Genomic DNA, 16,652 nt, shown 5'->3' on the forward strand with positions numbered 1-16,652 from the left:
ACCAGGGCGTAGCCAATACAACAAAGCCCAGACCAAATTAGGAGCGCGCAACCTGCAAGAATATTTGCTATCAACACGTTGGTCGCCCCGGCCATTTTGTAGGGTTGAAGGCCCTGGTCCAATTACATGCCCGCTTCCCACTCCGATGTGAAGTTGCCAAGCGGCTGACGAACGTCCGCTTCGTGGGAATACCGCCAGCACTCCCGACGACCGGGTTGGGTCGAAGGCGGAATGGCCGCTTGGGGTCGGAAGCGGGATGGCTGCTTAGTGTGGATAGTCGCCGGTCCGCTTTCGGTCGACTTCTCGCGGATGCAGACGCTCAGAAAGCGGGCAAGGCAGGCCTGTTAGCCGCGTTTGCCGCTGCATAAGATACGGCCCGTTGACAATATCTTTCACGCGTGAATGATCGAGGTCTGAACGGAGCAGCGGTCAATGGCGACGTCGACGAAGCAACGCGGCCTGCGGCTGGACGACCAGCTCTGCTTCGCTCTCTACGCCGCTACGAACTCGGTCGTGCGCGCCTACAGGCCGCTATTGGGCGAGTTCGGGCTTACCTACCCGCAGTACCTCGTCATGCTGGCGCTCTGGCAGGATGGCGTGACGGCAGTGCACGACCTCGCCGCCCGCCTGCAACTCACGTCCAGCGCGATTACGCCCTTGGTCGACCGGCTGGAGGCGGCGGGCTTTGTGATCCGGACCCGCGCCGTGGACCGGCGCATTGTCCTCGTCGCCCTGACGGAGGCGGGCCGGTTGCTGGAGGACCAAGTCGCGACGGCGCAGCAGGCCGTGGTCTGCCGTACCAGCCTCGGCGACCGCGAGCTCGCCGACCTGCGCCAGGAGTTGAAGGATCTCGCTGACCGCGTCGCTGCGACGGGCTGAGAATGCACCGCGCGCAGGCGTGCGGATGATGCGCCCCGAGTGGGCGAACTGAAACTGCGAGGGTTCGACACCGGCCTGGCCGACGACCCACGTGGACCAATCGAGGGCCATGCACAAGTGCACGCGCCTTCCATCCTGTCGGCTCGCGATGAGCCAGACGATGCTCGCAAGCCATGCGGGTCGAACACGAGGAGGAGACATGGACGCGCAAGCGACCGGGGATCCGGGGGGCGGCCAGCCCTGGGGACCCCACAACACGGTGACGGTGGTCGACCCGTCGCCGGTGAACTGGCTCTCCATCACCTGGAACACGATGGAGGAGGCCAACCGCGTCGACCACGACGGCATCGGCCAGCCGAGCCTCGCCGAGAGCTGGCGCTGGCTCGATGGCGAGATCCTCGAACTCAAGATGCGTGACGCGGTCTACCAGGACGGCGAGCCTTTCAACGCCGCGATGTTCAAGCTCGGGTTCGACAAGGTCCAAGAATGGACCAACCCGCACCCGCCGGGCGCCTTCCTAAACTTCGCCCGGGACGTGACCTGCGAGGCGGTGGACGACCGTACCATCCGCATGCGCTTCCCCAGCGGTGATTCTGCGGCGCTGATGAAGCTGCGCGGCATGCACCTGCCGTCGACGCGCTTCTGGAATGAGTGGGGTTTCGTCGACCCGAAGACGGGGTCGGCAGAAGGTCATTGGTGAGTGATCGACGCGCCTGGTCCGTGGGGGACTGGCCCGTTCGTGCTCACCGAGGGCGTCTCGCTCATCGATAGCCGCTCCGACCGCGTGGTCATGGAGCCCAACCCGACGTACTGGAACCCGGCCCGCAGGCCGACGGTCCGGATCGTCTACGACAACGTCATCGGCAAGGACGAAGGCATCAAGTCGGTCGCGGCCGGTGACGGTCGGGTCGACGTGGTGTTTGACCTCACCCCTGCCGAAGCGAAGTCCTTCCCGGACAGTGCGCACGGAAAGATCCAGACGAAGAAGGCGAAGACGATCCTGACGGGCGTCTTCAACGAGAACCGTCCGGCCTCGCCCTGGCGCAACCCGGAGGCCCGCCGGGCGCTCAACCTCGCCATCGACCAGGCGTTCGTGCTGGAGCACGGGGCGCATGGCTACGGCACGGTGATCCCGGCCTTCATCCAGCCCGGGCGCTACGGAGCGGACCCGGACATGAAGCCGATGCCGCACGACCCCGAGGGTGCCAAGCGCACGCTCGACGGTCTGGGCCTCGGGGGACGGGAATTGGTCTTCGTCGCCTCGCCCGCCTGGAAGGGCGTGGTGGACGCCATCGACCAGTGCCTCGCCAAGGTCGGCATGGGCTGCCACTTCGTCAGCGCCAAGGATGAGCCGCCGGCAGAGTTCGACGTCAAGCTCGAATGGTACTTCGACTGGACGCCGCAATATCCGGTGGCCTGCGTGCACCGGGAGTTCTTCGGACGTGACGCGACCCTGCGCCAGGGTCCGGAGGATCCGAAGTTCGACGCCCTCTACGAGAAGCTCTTGCATACGCCGGAGACCGAAACGGAGGGGGTGGTGCGCGAGGTGGAGCGCTACCTGCAGGACGAGGCCAAGGCCCTGTTCCTGTACTCGCCCTTCACCCTGTTCGCGGTGTCGGACCGGGTAGAGTTCACACCCTACGACACCTGCATGTCCGAACTTGCCGAGACCCGGATCAAGGGTTGATGCCTTCGGGCGGAAGTGAACGCCGGCGCGGGGTGACCCGCGCCGGTCCTTCGTGTCAAATGCAGCTCGGTCGAGGGACAAGATGATCGTCGCGACCGCCGGGCACATCGATCACGGCAAGACGGCCCTCGTGAAGGCGTTGACGGGGGTCGATGCCGACCGGCTTCCGGAGGAGAAGGCCAGGGGCATCACCCTCGACCTCGGCTTCGCCTACGCGCCGAGGAACGGTCGCCTGCGGGCCCCGCTAGGCTTCGTTGACGTGCCGGGCCACGAACGCTTGGTGCGCACCATGGTGGCGGGCGCCACCGGCGTGTCCTGCGCGCTCCTGGTGGTCGCCGCCGACGACGGGGTGATGCCGCAGACGCGCGAGCACGCTGCCATCCTCGACCTTCTTGGCCTGGACCGCGGCGTTGTCGCGGTGACGAAGTCCGACCGCGCCGATCCAGAGCGCGTCGCGGCGGTGGCCGCGGAGATCCACGCCCTCCTCGCCGGAACCGGGCTCGCCGCGGCGCCGGTCGTCGCCTGCTCCGCGCTGACGGGATCAGGCATCGACGACCTTGCCCGTCGGCTGGAGGCCGCGGCCGGCTCCCACGCCCCGGCAGGTGCGGATCGCGGCTTCCGCCTTGCCGTCGACCGGCGCTTCACCGTGCCCGGTGCCGGCCTGGTCGTGACTGGGGCGGTGCACGCGGGCACGGTGCGGGTGGGCGACCGGCTCCTCGTCTCGCCAAGCGCGCGCGAGGTCCGGGTGCGCGGCGTGCGCGTTCACGATGCGGTGACCGAGACCGCGTGCGCCGGGGAGCGCTGCGCCCTGAACCTGGCTGGTTCTCGCCTTTCGCTCGACGATGTGGGCCGGGGCACGTGGATCTTGGCGCCGGACCTGCACGGGCCGGCGACCCGCCTCGACGTCTCCGTGCGCGTGCTGCCGCACGAGGTTCGCCCCCTGCGCCACCGTACGCCGGTGCATCTCCATCTCGGCGCGGCCGCGGTGACCGGACGGTTGCTGCTTCCCGGGGGCGGATCGGTCGAGCCCGGCGCGTCCGCCCAGGCGGTGATCACGCTCGACCACGAGATCGGCACCCTCGCCGGGGACCGTTTCGTCCTGCGCGACGTCTCGGCCGCGCAGACCCTCGGGGGCGGTCGGGTGATCGATTTGGATGGACCGCACCGGGGTTCCTGGACGCTGGAACGTCGGGCGGTCGTTGCCGCCCTCGACACCATGGACGACGGTCGCGCCCTTCGCGGCCTCCTTGCCACATCCGGACCTGGAGTCGACCTCGTCCGCTTTGCACGCCTACGCAACCTGCCCGCGGCAACCCTCGATGCACTCGTTGCGGATGCGGGGGCGGTCGTCGCGGACGATGGCTCGCGGATGGCGTTCCAGGGTTCGCGGGTCGCGGCGCTGGCCGCGGGCGTGATGTCTGAACTCGCCCGGACACACATGGCCCAGCCTGACAATCCCGGGCTAACGCGGGACGAGATCGCGTCGACGGTAGAGGCCGGGGACCGTCCGGCCCTCGCGGCCGCCCTCGATGGCTTGGTCCGGACGGAACAGGTCTTGCGGCGCGGCTCGCTCCTGCACCTACCCGGCCACACGGCGCGCCTGCGTCCGGCCGACGCCGCACTCTACGATGCTGTTCGCGCCGTGCTGGAGAAGGCGGGCTTGGACCAGCCCCGCCTCACCATCCTCGCCGACCGCCTGGGCCGCCAGCCGGACGATCTTCGCCACCTCCTCGACAAGGCCGGCCGCCTCGGCTGGATCCAGCGGATCTCGAAGAGCTACTACGCGCTGCCTGACGTGGTGGCCGAACTGGCTCGGGTCGCCGACGTAGTGGCGCGTGAGCATCCAGAAGGACTGCTGACGGTCGGGCGCTTCCGCGAGATGGCCGGCATCGGTCGCAACATGACCATGCCGCTCCTTGAGTTCTTCGACGAGAGCGGATTCACGGTTCGGATCGCGGAGGGCCGGCGCATTCGGGCCGACTGGCGCGTCCTGGCCTCCTCGTCCTTGCATGCCTCAGCGCCTGAAGCATCGGGTTCGGATCCAACGAACCTGCGGGTGTCAGCTTGATGGTGGGGGCGCTTCTCTTGGTCCAGGCTTAATTAGCTCGGAGGGGGCTCTCGTATAGAGCGGCGTACATTAGGGTATCCACCGTCCCGCATGAACGACTGCTTTCGGGTTTCGTTCGAAACAAGTCGAACTGCGTGGTTGGGTCTGAACCAGTCCGTCCGCTTTGCGCACAGTTTTGCACCGTCCCCGCCCACCCGCACATTCGACTGGACTGCCGAAGCGAACGGAGCGTGTGTGGTCGCCGGGACGACGCAGCCGGTGTCGCTGAGGCTGCGCTCGTTTGGACCGAGGGGCAGCAGGGGGGCGTCAGAACAGACCACTCAACGACTGTTGGCTTTCCCCGCCTCGGGGTCGTCTCTCCAGCATCATGCACGTTGCCCCGCCGGCCGGCCTCGCGCCGTCCGCGGGGTCAGGGTCGTGGCAGGGCCTGTCCTGCCGCTGACAGAGATCCCGACCCATGACTACCATCTCGCTCACCCGCTCCGAGGCGGGCATCCTGCGGGCTGCCGCCGCGGACGAGGGGCGGCTGCATTTCGCCCCAGCCATGAAGCCGGCCAGCCGCAAACGGCTCGTCGGGCGCTTGCTGCGTGATGCGCTCATCAGCCCGCCGTGCGCGCAGGACGGACAAGTTCGTCTCACGCCCGCGGGCTACCGAGCCCTCGGCCTCACTCCGCCCCCGGTAGCTGGGGCAACATCCCGCCCGAATAAGAAGGCGCTGGTGCTGACGCTGCTAGCCCGGGACGAAGGGGCGACGCTGGCCGAGCTGATCGCGGCGACGGGCTGGCTGCCACATACGACCCGCGCTGCCCTCTCGCGGATCCGGTCGGGAGGACAGCCGCTGGCCAAGGCAGCTCGCCCGGACGCGGCTACGTCCTACCGTATCCTGCCGCCCCCGCCCGCGGCGCGTAACCGCGCCCGGCGCAAGGCAGAGGTTCCGGCCGGTGCGCTGACCGGAGGCACAGGTTCTGAGCCGCATGCGGGTGCGTCGATGCAGGCCACCGCCTGATGGCGCGGCACCGACCCATCGCGGGGGGCGAGGCGGACCGCATGTCCGCCTCGCTGGACGCGCTCGCCGGGATGGACGCGGCGGCGCTCGAACGGCGGTGGCGCCAGGTCTTGGGTTCGGCCCCGCCTCCCGGCCTCCCGCCGGCGCAGCGCGCGCGGGTCATCGCCTACCGCCTGCAGGCCCTCGCCTACGGCGACCTCGACCGCGACACGGCACGAGCCCTCGATCGGCTCGCGCGAGCACGGGAACAAGCGGGCCAGGGAGGGGACGATACCCCAATCCGCGTATCGGTGCTGGTGCCGGACCGGCGCGGGCACACCCCCGGCGTGACGCTCTCGCGGGAATGGGCGGGGGTGATGCACACCGTGCAGGTGCTGGAGCAAGGCTACGCCTGGAACGGGGCGATCTACGACAGCCTGTCCCGGGTGGCGCAGCTCATCACCGGCACCAAGTGGAACGGGCCGCGCTTCTTCGGCCTCCGCGCCAAGGGGACCGGCGGCGGGGAGATCGGAGCGGGGAGGGTTGAGGCATGAGCACTCGCTCGCCCAAACCGCGGCAGGCGCCGCCCCTCGGCACACGGCCGACGCTGCGTTGCGCGATCTACACCCGGGTCTCGACCGAGCATGGGCTCGATCAGGAGTTCAACTCCCTCGACAACCAGCGTGAGGCGGCCGAAGCCTATATCCGCTCGCAGGCACACGAGGGCTGGCGCCTGCTGTCCGGCCGCTACGACGACGGCGGCTTTTCCGGAGGATCGCTCGAACGCCCCGCCCTGCAGCGGCTGCTGGCCGAGGTACGGGCACGGCGTGTCGACGTCATCGTCGTGTACAAGGTCGACCGGCTCACCCGCGCCCTGTCAGACTTCGCCAAGCTGGTCGAGCTGTTCGACGGGCACGGCGTCTCGTTCGTGTCGGTGACCCAGGCGTTCAATACCACCACAAGCATGGGCCGGCTCACGCTCAACGTGCTCCTGTCGTTCGCCCAGTTCGAGCGTGAGGTCACCGGCGAGCACATCCGCGACAAGATCGCCGCGAGCAAGCGCAAGGGGCTGTGGATGGGCGGCGTCGTCCCGCTCGGCTACCGGGTCGAGGGCCGCGCGCTGCACGTCGTCGAGGAGCACGCCGCCCTCGTGCGGGCGATCTTTGCGGGCTACCTCGCCCAGGGCACGGTGGCAGCGCTGAAGCAGGATCTCGATGCGCAGGGCATCAACCTGCCGGTCCGCCGCGACGGGGCCGGGCGGGAGACGGGCGGGGGTCCGTTCTCGCGTGGGCATCTGTACAAGCTGCTCGGCAATCCCCTGTACGTCGGTCAACTTCGGCACAAGGGGCAGGTCCATGATGGCCAGCATCCCGCGATCGTGGACGGGGCGACGTGGCGGGCGGTGCAGGATCAGCTCGCCGCTAATCACCATCAGCATCATCGCGGCCGAGCGGCGAGCGGACATCTCCTCGCCGGACGCCTGCGCGATGCGGGGGATGAGTCGATGGTGACGAGCCACGCCCAGAAGGGCGCGGTGCGCTACCGCTACTACGTCGCCCGTGCAGTCGGGCTGGACAGCAAGCGGCTGCGCCTGCCCGCCGCATCGATCGAGGCGGTGGTCGTGGCGGGTCTGCGGAGCATCGCTGCACCGAACCCAGTACCACTTGATGACACCGCCCTGGTCGCTGCAGAACTCGAGGCGGTGACGGTCCATGCCGATCACCTCGTAGTGCAGCCCACCGGCGATCGCCCTCCCCTCACCCTTCCCTTCGCGCAGCAACCGCAGCGGCGCCGCCGGGCGATCGTCGTGCCGCTAGACCGCGAGGGCGATCGACAGCGTGCGATGAAGGTGGAGGATCGCACCCGCATGCTCGCGGGCATCGCCGCGGGCCGCACCTGGATGGGAGATCTCGTGGCTGGGCGAAGCGAGGGGATCGAGGCGATCGCTCTGGCCAAGCAGCGCAGCGAGCGCTCGGTGCGCATGACGCTGTCACTCGCGCTGCTCTCCCCCCGCATCGTACAAGCGATCGTCGAGGCCCGTCTGCCCCGGGGCATCGGCCTGCGCCATCTCTGCGAGCTGCCTCCGGCCTGGGATGCGCAGGAACGCATCCTCGGCCTTTGACGTCGAAGCATCCAGCCAGAGCTCCGCACGGCTGACGTCATTGCCTCCGGAGGCGATCAGGCGATCAGGCGAACCGCCATCCCAACCAGCACCGCGGCTCCCAAGCAGCGCCGCCATGGGTTGACCCCGCGCAGCAACTCATCGCCCGCCCAGACCGCGAGGGCGATCCAGGATGCCAGGTCCGCCCACCGCCCGACGGTGGTGTCCTCCCCCGCAATCCAGGCGACGGCCTGCATCAGACCGAACAGCCATAGCGGCGTGTTCGGCCACTGGCCGATCACGATGCGTCCGCTGGTGCGGTCGTGGAAAAACCAATCGAAGGCTGCGGACAGCATCGCAGGAAACGGGAATGAGGCCTGTGGAGACCGGAGGCAGAATGGCCGGTGATCCGGCCCCGGAGACACAACAGAGACGCGGCTGAAGCGGGACACTCGAGCTAAGCTACTGACAAGTCGAGCAATCTGACGACCACCGGGATCCTGCGATTTGCGCAAAGACCTTTGGTGGAGCTGAGGGGAATCGAACCCCTGACCTCCGCAGTGCGATTGCGGCGCTCTCCCATCTGAGCTACAGCCCCGTCGAGGCGCCGGCCTTGTAGGCGCGGCGGGCTCAGCCTGTCAATTCCCGTCTCGCATGTCCGCTTCGCTTTCGGCGAAACCGGCGCGCGGACGTGCCCCCGAGGACATCGCGCGGACCGCATGAACGCCCTGATCTGGCTCTTCGATACCGTCGTCCAGCTGTTCATCTACGTGCTCATCGCGAGCGCGGTGCTGAGCTGGCTCGTGGCCTTCAACGTCGTCAACGTGCGCAACCCCGTCGTGGCGCAGATCGGCGAGGTCCTCTACCGGATCACCGAGCCCGCCCTGCGGCCGATCCGCAACCTGCTGCCCAATCTCGGCGGGGTCGACATCTCCCCGATCATCCTCATCCTGCTGCTGCTGTTCGTCAGCCGCCTGCTGCACGAGTTCGCCGTCCCGGCGACCTCCGTCTACATCCGGTGAGGGGCGGCCCGATGAAGACCAATCCCGGCCGCTTCTTCGAGGATTTCCGCCTCGGGGAGACCATCCGCCACGCCACGCCCCGCACGGTGACCGTCGGCGACGTGGCGCTCTACACCGGCCTCTATGGCCCGCGCTTCGCCGTGCAGTCCTCGGACGCCTTCGCCCGGGCGCTCGGCTACCCGCAGAGCCCCCTCGACGACCTGCTCACCTTCCACGTCGTGTTCGGCAAGACCGTCCCCGACGTCTCCCTCAACGCGCTGGCCAACCTCGGCTACGCGGAGGGCGGCTTCCGCCGGCCGGTCTATCCGGGGGAGACCCTCTCCACCGTCTCCGAGGTCATCGGCCTCAAGGAGAGCTCCAACCGGCAGACCGGCGTCGTCTACGTCCGCTCGGTCGGCTCGGACGAGCGCGGCGAGACCGTGCTCAGCTATTGCCGCTGGGTGCTGGTCCGCAAGCGCGACCCCGAGGCCACGATCGCCGAGGAGCACGTGCCGGTGCTCGCCAAGGCCGTCGACCCGAAGGACCTCGCGGGTGCCCTGCCCCCCCTCCGGGGCTCCGCCTACGACCTCGCCCTGGCCGGCTCGCCGCACCGGTTCGGCGACTATGCCGCGGGTGAGAAGATCGACCACGTCGATGGCATGACCGTCGAGGAGGCCGAGCACCAGATCGCCACCCGCCTGTTCCAGAACACCGCCAAGGTGCATTTCGACGGGCTGGCCGCCAAGGACACCCGCTTCGGCCGCCGGCTGATCTACGGGGGCCACGTGATCTCGCTGGCCCGGGCGCTGAGCTACAACGGCCTCGGCAACGCCTTCGCCCTGGCGGGCATCAATGCCGGCCGCCACGTGGCGCCGCTGTTCGCCGGCGACACGGTCTATGCCTGGAGCGAGGTGCTGGAGACCGCCGACGTCGGGCGGGACGATGTCGGCCTGCTGCGCCTGCGCACCGTGGCCACCAAGAACCAGCCCTGCGCCGCCTTCCCCGGCAGGGTCAACGACGGCTACGACCCGGCGGTGATCCTCGACCTCGACTACTGGGCGTTCATCCCGAAGTAGCGGCGGTCATCGGCTCCCGAAGCGCAGGCCCTCGGGGGGGGGCCAGGGCCGGGCCCTGCATGAGAGCCCGCTCAGGGCATCTCGTCACCCTCGGCCGCGGGCAGGTCGGGGGCCTGCGCGAGGAGTTCCAGCACCGCCGGGACGTCAGCCCGTGCGGCGCGGCGGCGGATGGTCTCGAACGCCTGATGCTGCCCCAGCCCATAAGCGATGAAGCTCGTGAAGAGCTGATTGAGCGACGTCCCCTGCGCCTCGGCGACGGCCTTGGCCTGCTCCATGACATGGTCGGGAAGCCGGAGGGCGTAGGTCATGATGATCTCCTCGACGACGTCAGCCGGACGATGAACTCCCGCGGGGACAGAACCTCGATTCCGAACGCCGGGACGGCGGGATCCTGAAAATGCCGGTCATGCGTGACGATGACCGTGGCGGCGGCGGCCATGGCACACTCGATATAGAGATCGTCCTTGGGATCGCTCAAGAACGGGCGGTATCGGAAGAAGGGACACGACGGCGTCAGCCGGTCGCAGAGCGCATCGAGCACGGCGTCGATCTGCTCCGGCCTCAGCCAGGGCTCGGGCCCAAGGATGCCGGGCCGTTTCAGCAGGTCCTCGTACTCGACCATCACCGCCGGAGAGACCGCGAAGGGAATCGTCCCCCGCAGCATCTCCGTGAGCACCGCATGCGATGCGCCGTTTCGCGAGCGGAGACCGCTCAGGATGACGTTCGCGTCCACGACGTTCATGACCGCATGATATCGCAGGCGATATCATCGTCAACCGCGCCGGCCGGTGGCGTCGGGCCCCGACGCCACCGAACCGCGTGCCCTCAATCCCGCACGATCACCTTGGTGCCCACCCGCACCCGGTCGTACAGGTCGGCGACGTCCTTGTTGGTCATGCGGATGCAGCCGGAGGAGACCGCCGCGCCCATCGTCTCGGGCTCGTTGGAGCCGTGGATGCGGTAGAGCGAGGAGCCCAGGTACAGGGCGCGGGCGCCGAGGGGGTTGTCCTGGCCGCCGGCCATGTAGCGGGGGAGGTCCGGGCGGCGGGCCAGCATCTGCTGCGGCGGGCGCCAATCCGGCCATTCCTTCTTCATGGTCACGGTCTTCACCCCCGACCAAGAGAAGCCCTCGCGGCCGACGCCGACGCCGTAGCGCACCGCCTCACCGCCGCCGAGCACGTAGAAGAGCCGGCGCTGGCGCGTGGAGACCACGATGGTGCCGGGCTTCTCCTTGCCCGACCACGCCACCGTGTCCCGGGGGATGGCCTGGGTGCGGAAGCCGTTGAGGAAGTCGGCGATCGGCCCCCGGTCGAAGAAATCCGCCCGGGCCGGCACGGCCCCGAGCAACACTCCGGCGATCGCCAGCGTCGCGATGCGTCCCGACATGCAGTCTCGTCCCCTACATCGTTGATGGGCAGCCCCTTGGGGGGGCCTCAACCGGAACGGGCATCGGCATCGCGGCACGGATGAGGCCGCGCAGGCGTGGTCCGTCGCCTTTGCCGGGGGGTGTGCGATCCGGGCCACAGGGGCTGCGGCACCGGCTGCGATTGCATCCGCGGGCCGCCGCGCTTATCACACCGGCGTGATCACCCAGCCTGCCCCACCGGCCCGCCCCGGCGCGGACCTCGCGGCCCCCCGGCCGGGCGCATGGCTCGTGGCGCTCGCCGCGGGCTTTCTCGCCCTCGGCCTCGTCGCCCTGGCCTTCGCCGTCCTCGCCGTCCCCGGGCCCGCCCCGGCAGGCGCCGCGGCGTCGTTCCGGCCCGCCCTGGCGGTGATGGCCCCGCACACGGCCCCGGTGCAGGCGCCCCTCGTGCACCGGCTCGACCGCACCGGCACCACCGTCGCCCCCGCCGACATCGAGGTGCCCGCCGATCCGGCCCTGCCGGGTCAGGTCGCCGAATCGCTCGTCGCCCCCGGCTTCGTCGCGGCGCCGTTCCCCCGGACGCACGCGGCGCTGCCCGCGCCCGCGCCGCTGGCCTCGCCCCTGCGGCCTCCCCGCGCGGCCTGATCCCGGCGCATCGGACAAGGGGACACGGCCCAGGGCATGATGCACCCGGAAGCCTTCGCCCGCCGATGCCGCCTTTCGCGCCGAACCCCTTAGAGTTCCGCCCACACGACTCCGTCCGCGTCCGCGGATGCCAGTCAGGAGCGTCGCCACCCGTGATCCGCCTGTCCGCCCTCACCCTCCTCCCGGCCGTCGCCCTCGGCCTGTCCCTGGCCGCCTGCAACCCGCAGCAGGCCGCCGCGCCCGCGCCGCCCGTGCCCGATGTCGGCTTCGTCACCGTGCATCCGCAGGCGATCCCCTACCTGCGCGACCTGCCCGGCCGGGTGGCGCCGATGCGGATCGCCGAGGTGCGCTCCCGGGTCTCCGGCCTCGTGATCAAGCGGCTGTTCGAGCAGGGCAGCCAGGTCAAGGAAGGCGACATCCTCTACAAGATCGACCCGGCCCCCTACGAGGTCGAGCTGGCGAGCGCCGAGGCGGCGCTGGCACGCCAGGAGGCGGCGCAGGTGCTGGCCCGCCAGCAGGCCGACAGGCTGGAGCAGCTGCTCTCCCGCGCCACGGCGAGCCAAGCGCAGTACGATGCCGCCTTCGCCGGGAAGAAGCAGGCGGAGGCCGAGGTGGCCGGCGCCAAGGCGGCCCGGGACCGGGCCCAGCTCAACCTGTCCTGGACCGACGTGCGCGCGCCGATCACCGGGCGGATCGGCCGGGCGCTCCTCACCGAGGGCACCCTGATCGAGCCGGGCCAGACCGGGGCGCTGGCGACGATCCAGCAGCTCGATCCGATCTACGTCGACATCACCCAGTCGGTGGGCGAATTGAACCGCCTGCGTCGGGACCTCGCCAGCGGCGAGCTGGCGCGGCTGGAGGAGAACTCCGCCAACGTCCACCTGATCATGGACGACAACTCCCTCTACCCGCTCGCCGGCCGCCTGCTGTTCTCGGACGTGACCGCCGACCCGAGCACGGGGCAGGTGACGCTGCGCGTGCAGTTCCCCAACCCGCACGACGAGCTGTTCCCCGGCATGTACGTGCGGGCGCGCATCAAGCAGGGCATCGATTCGGATGCCATCGCCGTGCCGCAGCAGGCGATCCAGCGCACTGAGGACGGCCGCGCCGAGGTGTGGCTGATCCGCGACGACCAGACCGTCATGCGCCAGCCCGTCGAGGTGGGCCCGGTGGTGGGCACCGACTGGCTGATCCGCTCCGGCCTGAAGCCCGGCGAGCGGGTGGTGGTGGACGGCTTCCAGAAGGTCACCGTGGGCATGAGCGTGAAGCCCATCGACCAGACGCCGCCCTATGCCGAGGGCGGCGCGGAGGTCCCCAAGATCGACGCCGACGAAGCCGCCGAGAAGGCCGACACCCAGCAACGCGCGCAAGCCGCCGCGCAGCGCCGCTGAGGGAGGCGCCATGTCGCGACGCGGATCCCCCTCTCCCCGCCTGCGGGGAGCGGCCCACGGACACCCTGTCGTGTCCGGGGGAAGCGCAGGCGAAGCCGGAGCGAGGGTGAGGGGGCCGAACGGAGGCACCTCGTCCGTCACGCCCCCTCACCCCCGGCTGCCGCCCCGCCGCGCCGACGACGGGATCGTCGCGGCCCTCTCCCCGCAAGACGGGGAGAGGGGATTCGTCCCATCGGCCATGAGCCTGTCCGCACCGCCCACCCAGGGAGCCATCTGATGGCCCGCTTCTTCATCGACCGGCCGGTCTTCGCCTGGGTCGTCGCGCTGTTCATCCTGCTCGGCGGCGCGCTGGCGATCCCGAACCTGCCGGTGGCGCAGTATCCGGTGATCGCGCCCCCCTCCATCGCCCTCTCGACCGCCTTCCCCGGCGCCTCGGTGGAGAGCCTCTACACGGGCACGACCCGGCTCATCGAGGACGAGCTGAACGGCGCGGCCAACATCATGAGCTTCGAGTCGACCACCGACTCGTTCGGCTCCGTGAACATCACCGCCACCTTCCGCCCCGGCACCGATCCGTCGCTCGCCTCGGTGGAGGTGCAGAACCGGCTGAAGCGCGTCGAGGCGCGCCTGCCCCTGGAAGTGCGCCAGAACGGCATCCTCGTGGAGGAGGCCTCCGCCGCCACCCTCAACATCATCACCCTCGTCTCCACCGACGGCGGGATGGACGAGGTGGGGCTCGGCGACTTCCTGATCCGCAACGTCATCAACGAGATCCGCCGCATCCCCGGCGTCGGCCGGGCGACCCTGTACTCGACGGAACGCTCCCTCCGGGTGTGGGTGGACCCGGACAAGCTGCGCGGCCTGTCGCTGACCCCCGGCGACGTCAGCGACGCCATCCGCAACCAGAACATCCAGATCGCCTCGGGCGCGGTGGGCGCGCAGCCGAGCCCGTCCGCCAACGCGCTGACCGCGCCCATCGTGGTGAAGGGCCAGCTCTCGACCGTGGAGGATTTCGGGGCCATCGTCCTGCGGGCGAACCCGGACGGGTCGAACGTGCGCCTGCGCGACGTCGCCCGGATCGAGCTCGGCGGCGACGCCTACCAGTTCTCCACCCGCCTCAACGGCGGTCAGGCGGCGGGCATCTCGGTGACGCTCGCCCCCGACGGCAACGCGCTGGAGACCGCCAAGGCCATCCGCGCCAAGATGGAGGAGCTGTCGCCGTTCTTCCCCTCGGGGCTGAAGTGGGACATCCCCTACGACATCACCCCCGCCGTGAAGGCCTCCATCGAGAAGGTGCTGCACACCCTCGTGGAGGCGGTGATCCTCGTCTTCCTGGTGATGTTCCTGTTCCTGCAGAACATCCGCTACACCCTGATCCCCACCATCGTCGTGCCCATCGCCCTGATGGGGACGGTGACGGTGATATGGCTTTCGGGCTTCTCCGTGAACGTGCTCACCATGTTCGGCATGGTGCTCGCCATCGGCATCCTCGTGGACGACGCCATCGTCGTGGTCGAGAACGTCGAGCGCATCATGAACGAGGAGGGTCTGCCCCCGAAGGAGGCGACCCGGAAGGCCATGGACCAGATCACCGGGGCGATCATCGGCATCACCCTGGTGCTGATGGCGGTGTTCGTGCCGATGGCGTTCTTCCCCGGCTCGGTGGGCATCATCTACCGGCAGTTCTCCATCGCGATGGTCACCTCCATCGCCTTCTCGGCGCTGCTCGCCCTGTCCCTGACGCCGGCGCTGTGCGCGACCTTCCTCAAGCCGGTCGAGAAGGGCCACGGCCACGCCAAGGGGGGCGTGTTCGGGGCGTTCAACCGCTTCGTGGACCGGGAGACCGCCCGCTACGGACGCGGCACGGCGTGGTTCATCCGCAAATCCGGCCGGGTGATGCTGGTCTACCTCGCCCTGGTGGCGGGCACGGCCTACGCCTTCATGCGCCTGCCGGAGGGCTTCCTGCCGGTGGAGGACCAGGGCTTCTTCACCGTCGACGTGCAGACCCCGCCCGGCGCCTCGTTCAACCGGACGCTTGCCGCCGTGCGCAAGGTGGAGGAGCACCTGTTGGCGCAGCCGGGCGTCGCCACGGTGACGATCCTCAACGGCTTCTCGTTCTCCGGCCAGGGGCCGAACACCAGCCAGGCCTTCGTCACCCTGAAGCCCTGGGACGAGCGCGACGCGGGCAGCTCCGCCGCCGCCCTGGTGAAGGGCACCAACGAGGCGCTCAGCGGCTACCGGGACGCGATGATCGACGCGCAGGAGCCCCCGCCCGTCGACAACCTCGGCAACGCGGCGGGCTTCTCCTTCCGCCTGCAGGACAGGGCGCAGCGGGGCTACGCCGCCCTCACCGCCGCCCAGGCGCAGCTGATGGCGGTGGCCAAGCGCAGCCCGGTGCTGAAGAACGTGAAGATCGAGGGCCTGCCCGCCACGCCCCAGGCCGAATTGATCATCGACCGGGAGAAGGCGGCCGCGCTCGGCGTGAAGTTCGAGGACATCAACGACGTCATCCAGGTCAACCTCGGCTCGGTCTACACCAACGACTTCCCGAACCGGGGCAAGATGCAGCGCGTCTACGTGCAGGCCGAGCAGCTCCAGCGCCTCAACGCCTCCGACATCCTCAACTACGCGGTGAAGAACAGCACTGGCACGATGGTGCCGATGTCCTCCTTCGCGGAGCTGAAATGGGGCGTGGGGCCGAGCCAGATCGTCGGCTTCAACGGCTACCAGTCGGTGCGCTTCACCGGCGAGCCCCGGGCCGGCTACACCTCCGGCGACGCCATCGCCGAGATGGAGCGGCTGATGCTCCAGTTGCCCAAGGGCTTCGGCTACGCCTGGACCGGCCAGTCCGAGCAGGAGAAGCAGGCGGGCAGCCAGGCGACGCTGCTGCTGGCCCTCTCGGTGCTCCTCGTCTTCCTGTGCCTCGCCGCCCTGTACGAGAGCTGGGCGATTCCCGTCTCGGTGCTCCTCGTCATCCCGCTGGGGGTGATCGGCTCGGTGGCGGCGGTGATGCTGCGGGGGATGCCCAACGACGTCTATTTCAAGATCGGGCTCATCACGATCATCGGCCTCTCGGCCAAGAACGCGATCCTGATCGTGGAATTCGCCCGCGACCTGTGGAAGCCCGGCACCTCGGTGACGCAGGCGACCATCGCGGCGGCGACGCTCCGGTTCCGGCCGATCGTGATGACCTCGCTCGCCTTCATCTTCGGCGTGGTGCCCCTGGCCATCGCCACCGGCGCCGCCTCGAAGAGCCAGCAGGCCATCGGCACGGGCGTGATGGGCGGCATGATCACCGCCACCGTCCTCGCGGTGTTCTTCGTACCGGTCTTCTTCGTGGTGGTGATGCGCCTGTTCCGCCGGAAGGCGGTGCGGGAGGGCGAGCGGGCGGCCGGCGCGGAGACGCCCGCGCCCCGCGTCCACGCCAGCGCGGCGGAGTAGGCCGGCCCCCGCGGT

Annotated in this window: 14 protein-coding genes, 1 tRNA gene and 1 pseudogene; 11 read left to right on the plus strand and 5 right to left on the minus strand. The window is 69.6% G+C overall.

Going from position 1 to position 16,652, the window contains the following annotated elements; translation table 11 throughout:
• Window positions 1–432: 432 nt before the first annotated feature.
• The 6 genes and pseudogenes from MKK53_RS05645 (at window position 433) to MKK53_RS05670 (ending at window position 7,741) form a co-directional block, all read left to right on the plus strand.
• Entirely contained in the window at window positions 433–879 is a 447-nt protein-coding gene (locus tag MKK53_RS05645; protein WP_243927688.1) for a MarR family winged helix-turn-helix transcriptional regulator, read from the plus strand.
• A gap of 313 nt (window positions 880–1,192) precedes the next feature.
• Window positions 1,193–2,566 (plus strand): annotated as a pseudogene (locus MKK53_RS05650) (ABC transporter substrate-binding protein).
• An 82-nt stretch (window positions 2,567–2,648) separates the two neighbouring features.
• Window positions 2,649–4,634, plus strand: a complete 1,986-nt coding sequence (gene selB, locus MKK53_RS05655) for a selenocysteine-specific translation elongation factor (RefSeq protein ID WP_243927690.1) — start codon at window positions 2,649–2,651, stop codon at window positions 4,632–4,634.
• Between the two features lie 457 nt (window positions 4,635–5,091).
• A complete protein-coding gene (locus MKK53_RS05660) occupies window positions 5,092–5,640 on the plus strand; it encodes a DUF3489 domain-containing protein (protein WP_243927692.1) in 549 nt (182 codons plus the stop codon).
• A 41-nt stretch (window positions 5,641–5,681) separates the two neighbouring features.
• Window positions 5,682–6,173, plus strand: a complete 492-nt coding sequence (locus MKK53_RS05665; protein WP_243927694.1) for a DUF2924 domain-containing protein — start codon at window positions 5,682–5,684, stop codon at window positions 6,171–6,173.
• A complete protein-coding gene (locus MKK53_RS05670) occupies window positions 6,170–7,741 on the plus strand; it encodes a recombinase family protein (RefSeq protein WP_243927696.1) in 1,572 nt (523 codons plus the stop codon). Before MKK53_RS05665 ends, MKK53_RS05670 begins: the two co-directional genes overlap by 4 nt.
• A gap of 56 nt (window positions 7,742–7,797) precedes the next feature.
• Here the strand turns inward: MKK53_RS05670 and MKK53_RS05675 are convergent, their stop codons facing one another.
• Together MKK53_RS05675 and MKK53_RS05680 are read right to left on the minus strand one after the other, a co-directional pair.
• Entirely contained in the window at window positions 7,798–8,073 is a 276-nt protein-coding gene (locus tag MKK53_RS05675; RefSeq protein ID WP_243927760.1) for a hypothetical protein, read from the minus strand.
• Between the two features lie 169 nt (window positions 8,074–8,242).
• A tRNA-Ala gene (locus MKK53_RS05680) sits at window positions 8,243–8,318 on the minus strand.
• Between the two features lie 121 nt (window positions 8,319–8,439).
• Between MKK53_RS05680 and MKK53_RS05685 the strand changes: the two genes are divergently transcribed.
• Both MKK53_RS05685 and MKK53_RS05690 read left to right on the plus strand, forming a co-directional pair.
• Window positions 8,440–8,742 carry a YggT family protein gene (locus tag MKK53_RS05685; RefSeq protein WP_243927699.1) on the plus strand — a complete coding sequence of 101 codons (303 nt, stop codon included), beginning with the start codon at window positions 8,440–8,442 and terminating at the stop codon, window positions 8,740–8,742.
• Between the two features lie 11 nt (window positions 8,743–8,753).
• Window positions 8,754–9,797: a MaoC family dehydratase gene (locus MKK53_RS05690; protein WP_243927701.1), complete on the plus strand. Its 1,044-nt coding sequence runs from the start codon at window positions 8,754–8,756 to the stop codon at window positions 9,795–9,797.
• 71 nt (window positions 9,798–9,868) lie between these two features.
• Here MKK53_RS05690 and MKK53_RS05695 read toward each other — a convergent pair whose 3' ends face one another.
• From MKK53_RS05695 to MKK53_RS05705, 3 genes are all read right to left on the minus strand, one after another.
• A complete protein-coding gene (locus MKK53_RS05695; RefSeq protein ID WP_243927704.1) occupies window positions 9,869–10,105 on the minus strand; it encodes a hypothetical protein in 237 nt (78 codons plus the stop codon).
• Window positions 10,102–10,539 carry a putative toxin-antitoxin system toxin component, PIN family gene (locus tag MKK53_RS05700; protein WP_243927706.1) on the minus strand — a complete coding sequence of 146 codons (438 nt, stop codon included), beginning with the start codon at window positions 10,537–10,539 and terminating at the stop codon, window positions 10,102–10,104. Before MKK53_RS05700 ends, MKK53_RS05695 begins: the two co-directional genes overlap by 4 nt.
• An 83-nt stretch (window positions 10,540–10,622) precedes the next feature.
• Window positions 10,623–11,183 carry a L,D-transpeptidase gene (locus tag MKK53_RS05705; protein ID WP_243927708.1) on the minus strand — a complete coding sequence of 187 codons (561 nt, stop codon included), beginning with the start codon at window positions 11,181–11,183 and terminating at the stop codon, window positions 10,623–10,625.
• 196 nt (window positions 11,184–11,379) lie between these two features.
• On the opposite strand from MKK53_RS05705, the gene MKK53_RS05710 reads away from it, so the two are divergent.
• The 3 genes from MKK53_RS05710 to MKK53_RS05720 all read left to right on the plus strand — a co-directional run bounded on the left by MKK53_RS05710 (window position 11,380) and on the right by MKK53_RS05720 (window position 16,637).
• A complete protein-coding gene (locus tag MKK53_RS05710) occupies window positions 11,380–11,805 on the plus strand; it encodes a hypothetical protein (RefSeq protein ID WP_243927710.1) in 426 nt (141 codons plus the stop codon).
• Window positions 11,806–11,966: 161 nt separating this feature from the next.
• Window positions 11,967–13,196 carry an efflux RND transporter periplasmic adaptor subunit gene (locus MKK53_RS05715; RefSeq protein WP_243927761.1) on the plus strand — a complete coding sequence of 410 codons (1,230 nt, stop codon included), beginning with the start codon at window positions 11,967–11,969 and terminating at the stop codon, window positions 13,194–13,196.
• Between the two features lie 276 nt (window positions 13,197–13,472).
• Window positions 13,473–16,637, plus strand: coding sequence for a multidrug efflux RND transporter permease subunit (locus tag MKK53_RS05720; RefSeq protein ID WP_243927712.1), 3,165 nt, complete (start codon window positions 13,473–13,475; stop codon window positions 16,635–16,637).
• Window positions 16,638–16,652: the final 15 nt, after the last annotated feature.

Source organism: Methylobacterium sp. J-076 (assembly GCF_022829405.1).
Taxonomy (GTDB): Bacteria; Pseudomonadota; Alphaproteobacteria; order Rhizobiales; family Beijerinckiaceae; genus Methylobacterium.

Bases quoted from the DNA above. Each gene is read 5' to 3' on its own strand.
- MKK53_RS05645 (WP_243927688.1), top strand. From the start codon at position 433: ATGGCGACGTCGACGAAGCAACGCGGCCTGCGGCTGGACGACCAGCTC.
- selB (WP_243927690.1), top strand. From the start codon at position 2,649: ATGATCGTCGCGACCGCCGGGCACATCGATCACGGCAAGACGGCCCTC.
- MKK53_RS05660 (WP_243927692.1), top strand. From the start codon at position 5,092: ATGACTACCATCTCGCTCACCCGCTCCGAGGCGGGCATCCTGCGGGCT.
- MKK53_RS05665 (WP_243927694.1), top strand. From the start codon at position 5,682: ATGTCCGCCTCGCTGGACGCGCTCGCCGGGATGGACGCGGCGGCGCTC.
- MKK53_RS05670 (WP_243927696.1), top strand. From the start codon at position 6,170: ATGAGCACTCGCTCGCCCAAACCGCGGCAGGCGCCGCCCCTCGGCACA.
- MKK53_RS05685 (WP_243927699.1), top strand. From the start codon at position 8,440: ATGAACGCCCTGATCTGGCTCTTCGATACCGTCGTCCAGCTGTTCATC.
- MKK53_RS05690 (WP_243927701.1), top strand. From the start codon at position 8,754: ATGAAGACCAATCCCGGCCGCTTCTTCGAGGATTTCCGCCTCGGGGAG.
- MKK53_RS05695 (WP_243927704.1), bottom strand. From the start codon at position 10,105: ATGACCTACGCCCTCCGGCTTCCCGACCATGTCATGGAGCAGGCCAAG.
- MKK53_RS05700 (WP_243927706.1), bottom strand. From the start codon at position 10,539: ATGAACGTCGTGGACGCGAACGTCATCCTGAGCGGTCTCCGCTCGCGA.
- MKK53_RS05705 (WP_243927708.1), bottom strand. From the start codon at position 11,183: ATGTCGGGACGCATCGCGACGCTGGCGATCGCCGGAGTGTTGCTCGGG.
- MKK53_RS05720 (WP_243927712.1), top strand. From the start codon at position 13,473: ATGGCCCGCTTCTTCATCGACCGGCCGGTCTTCGCCTGGGTCGTCGCG.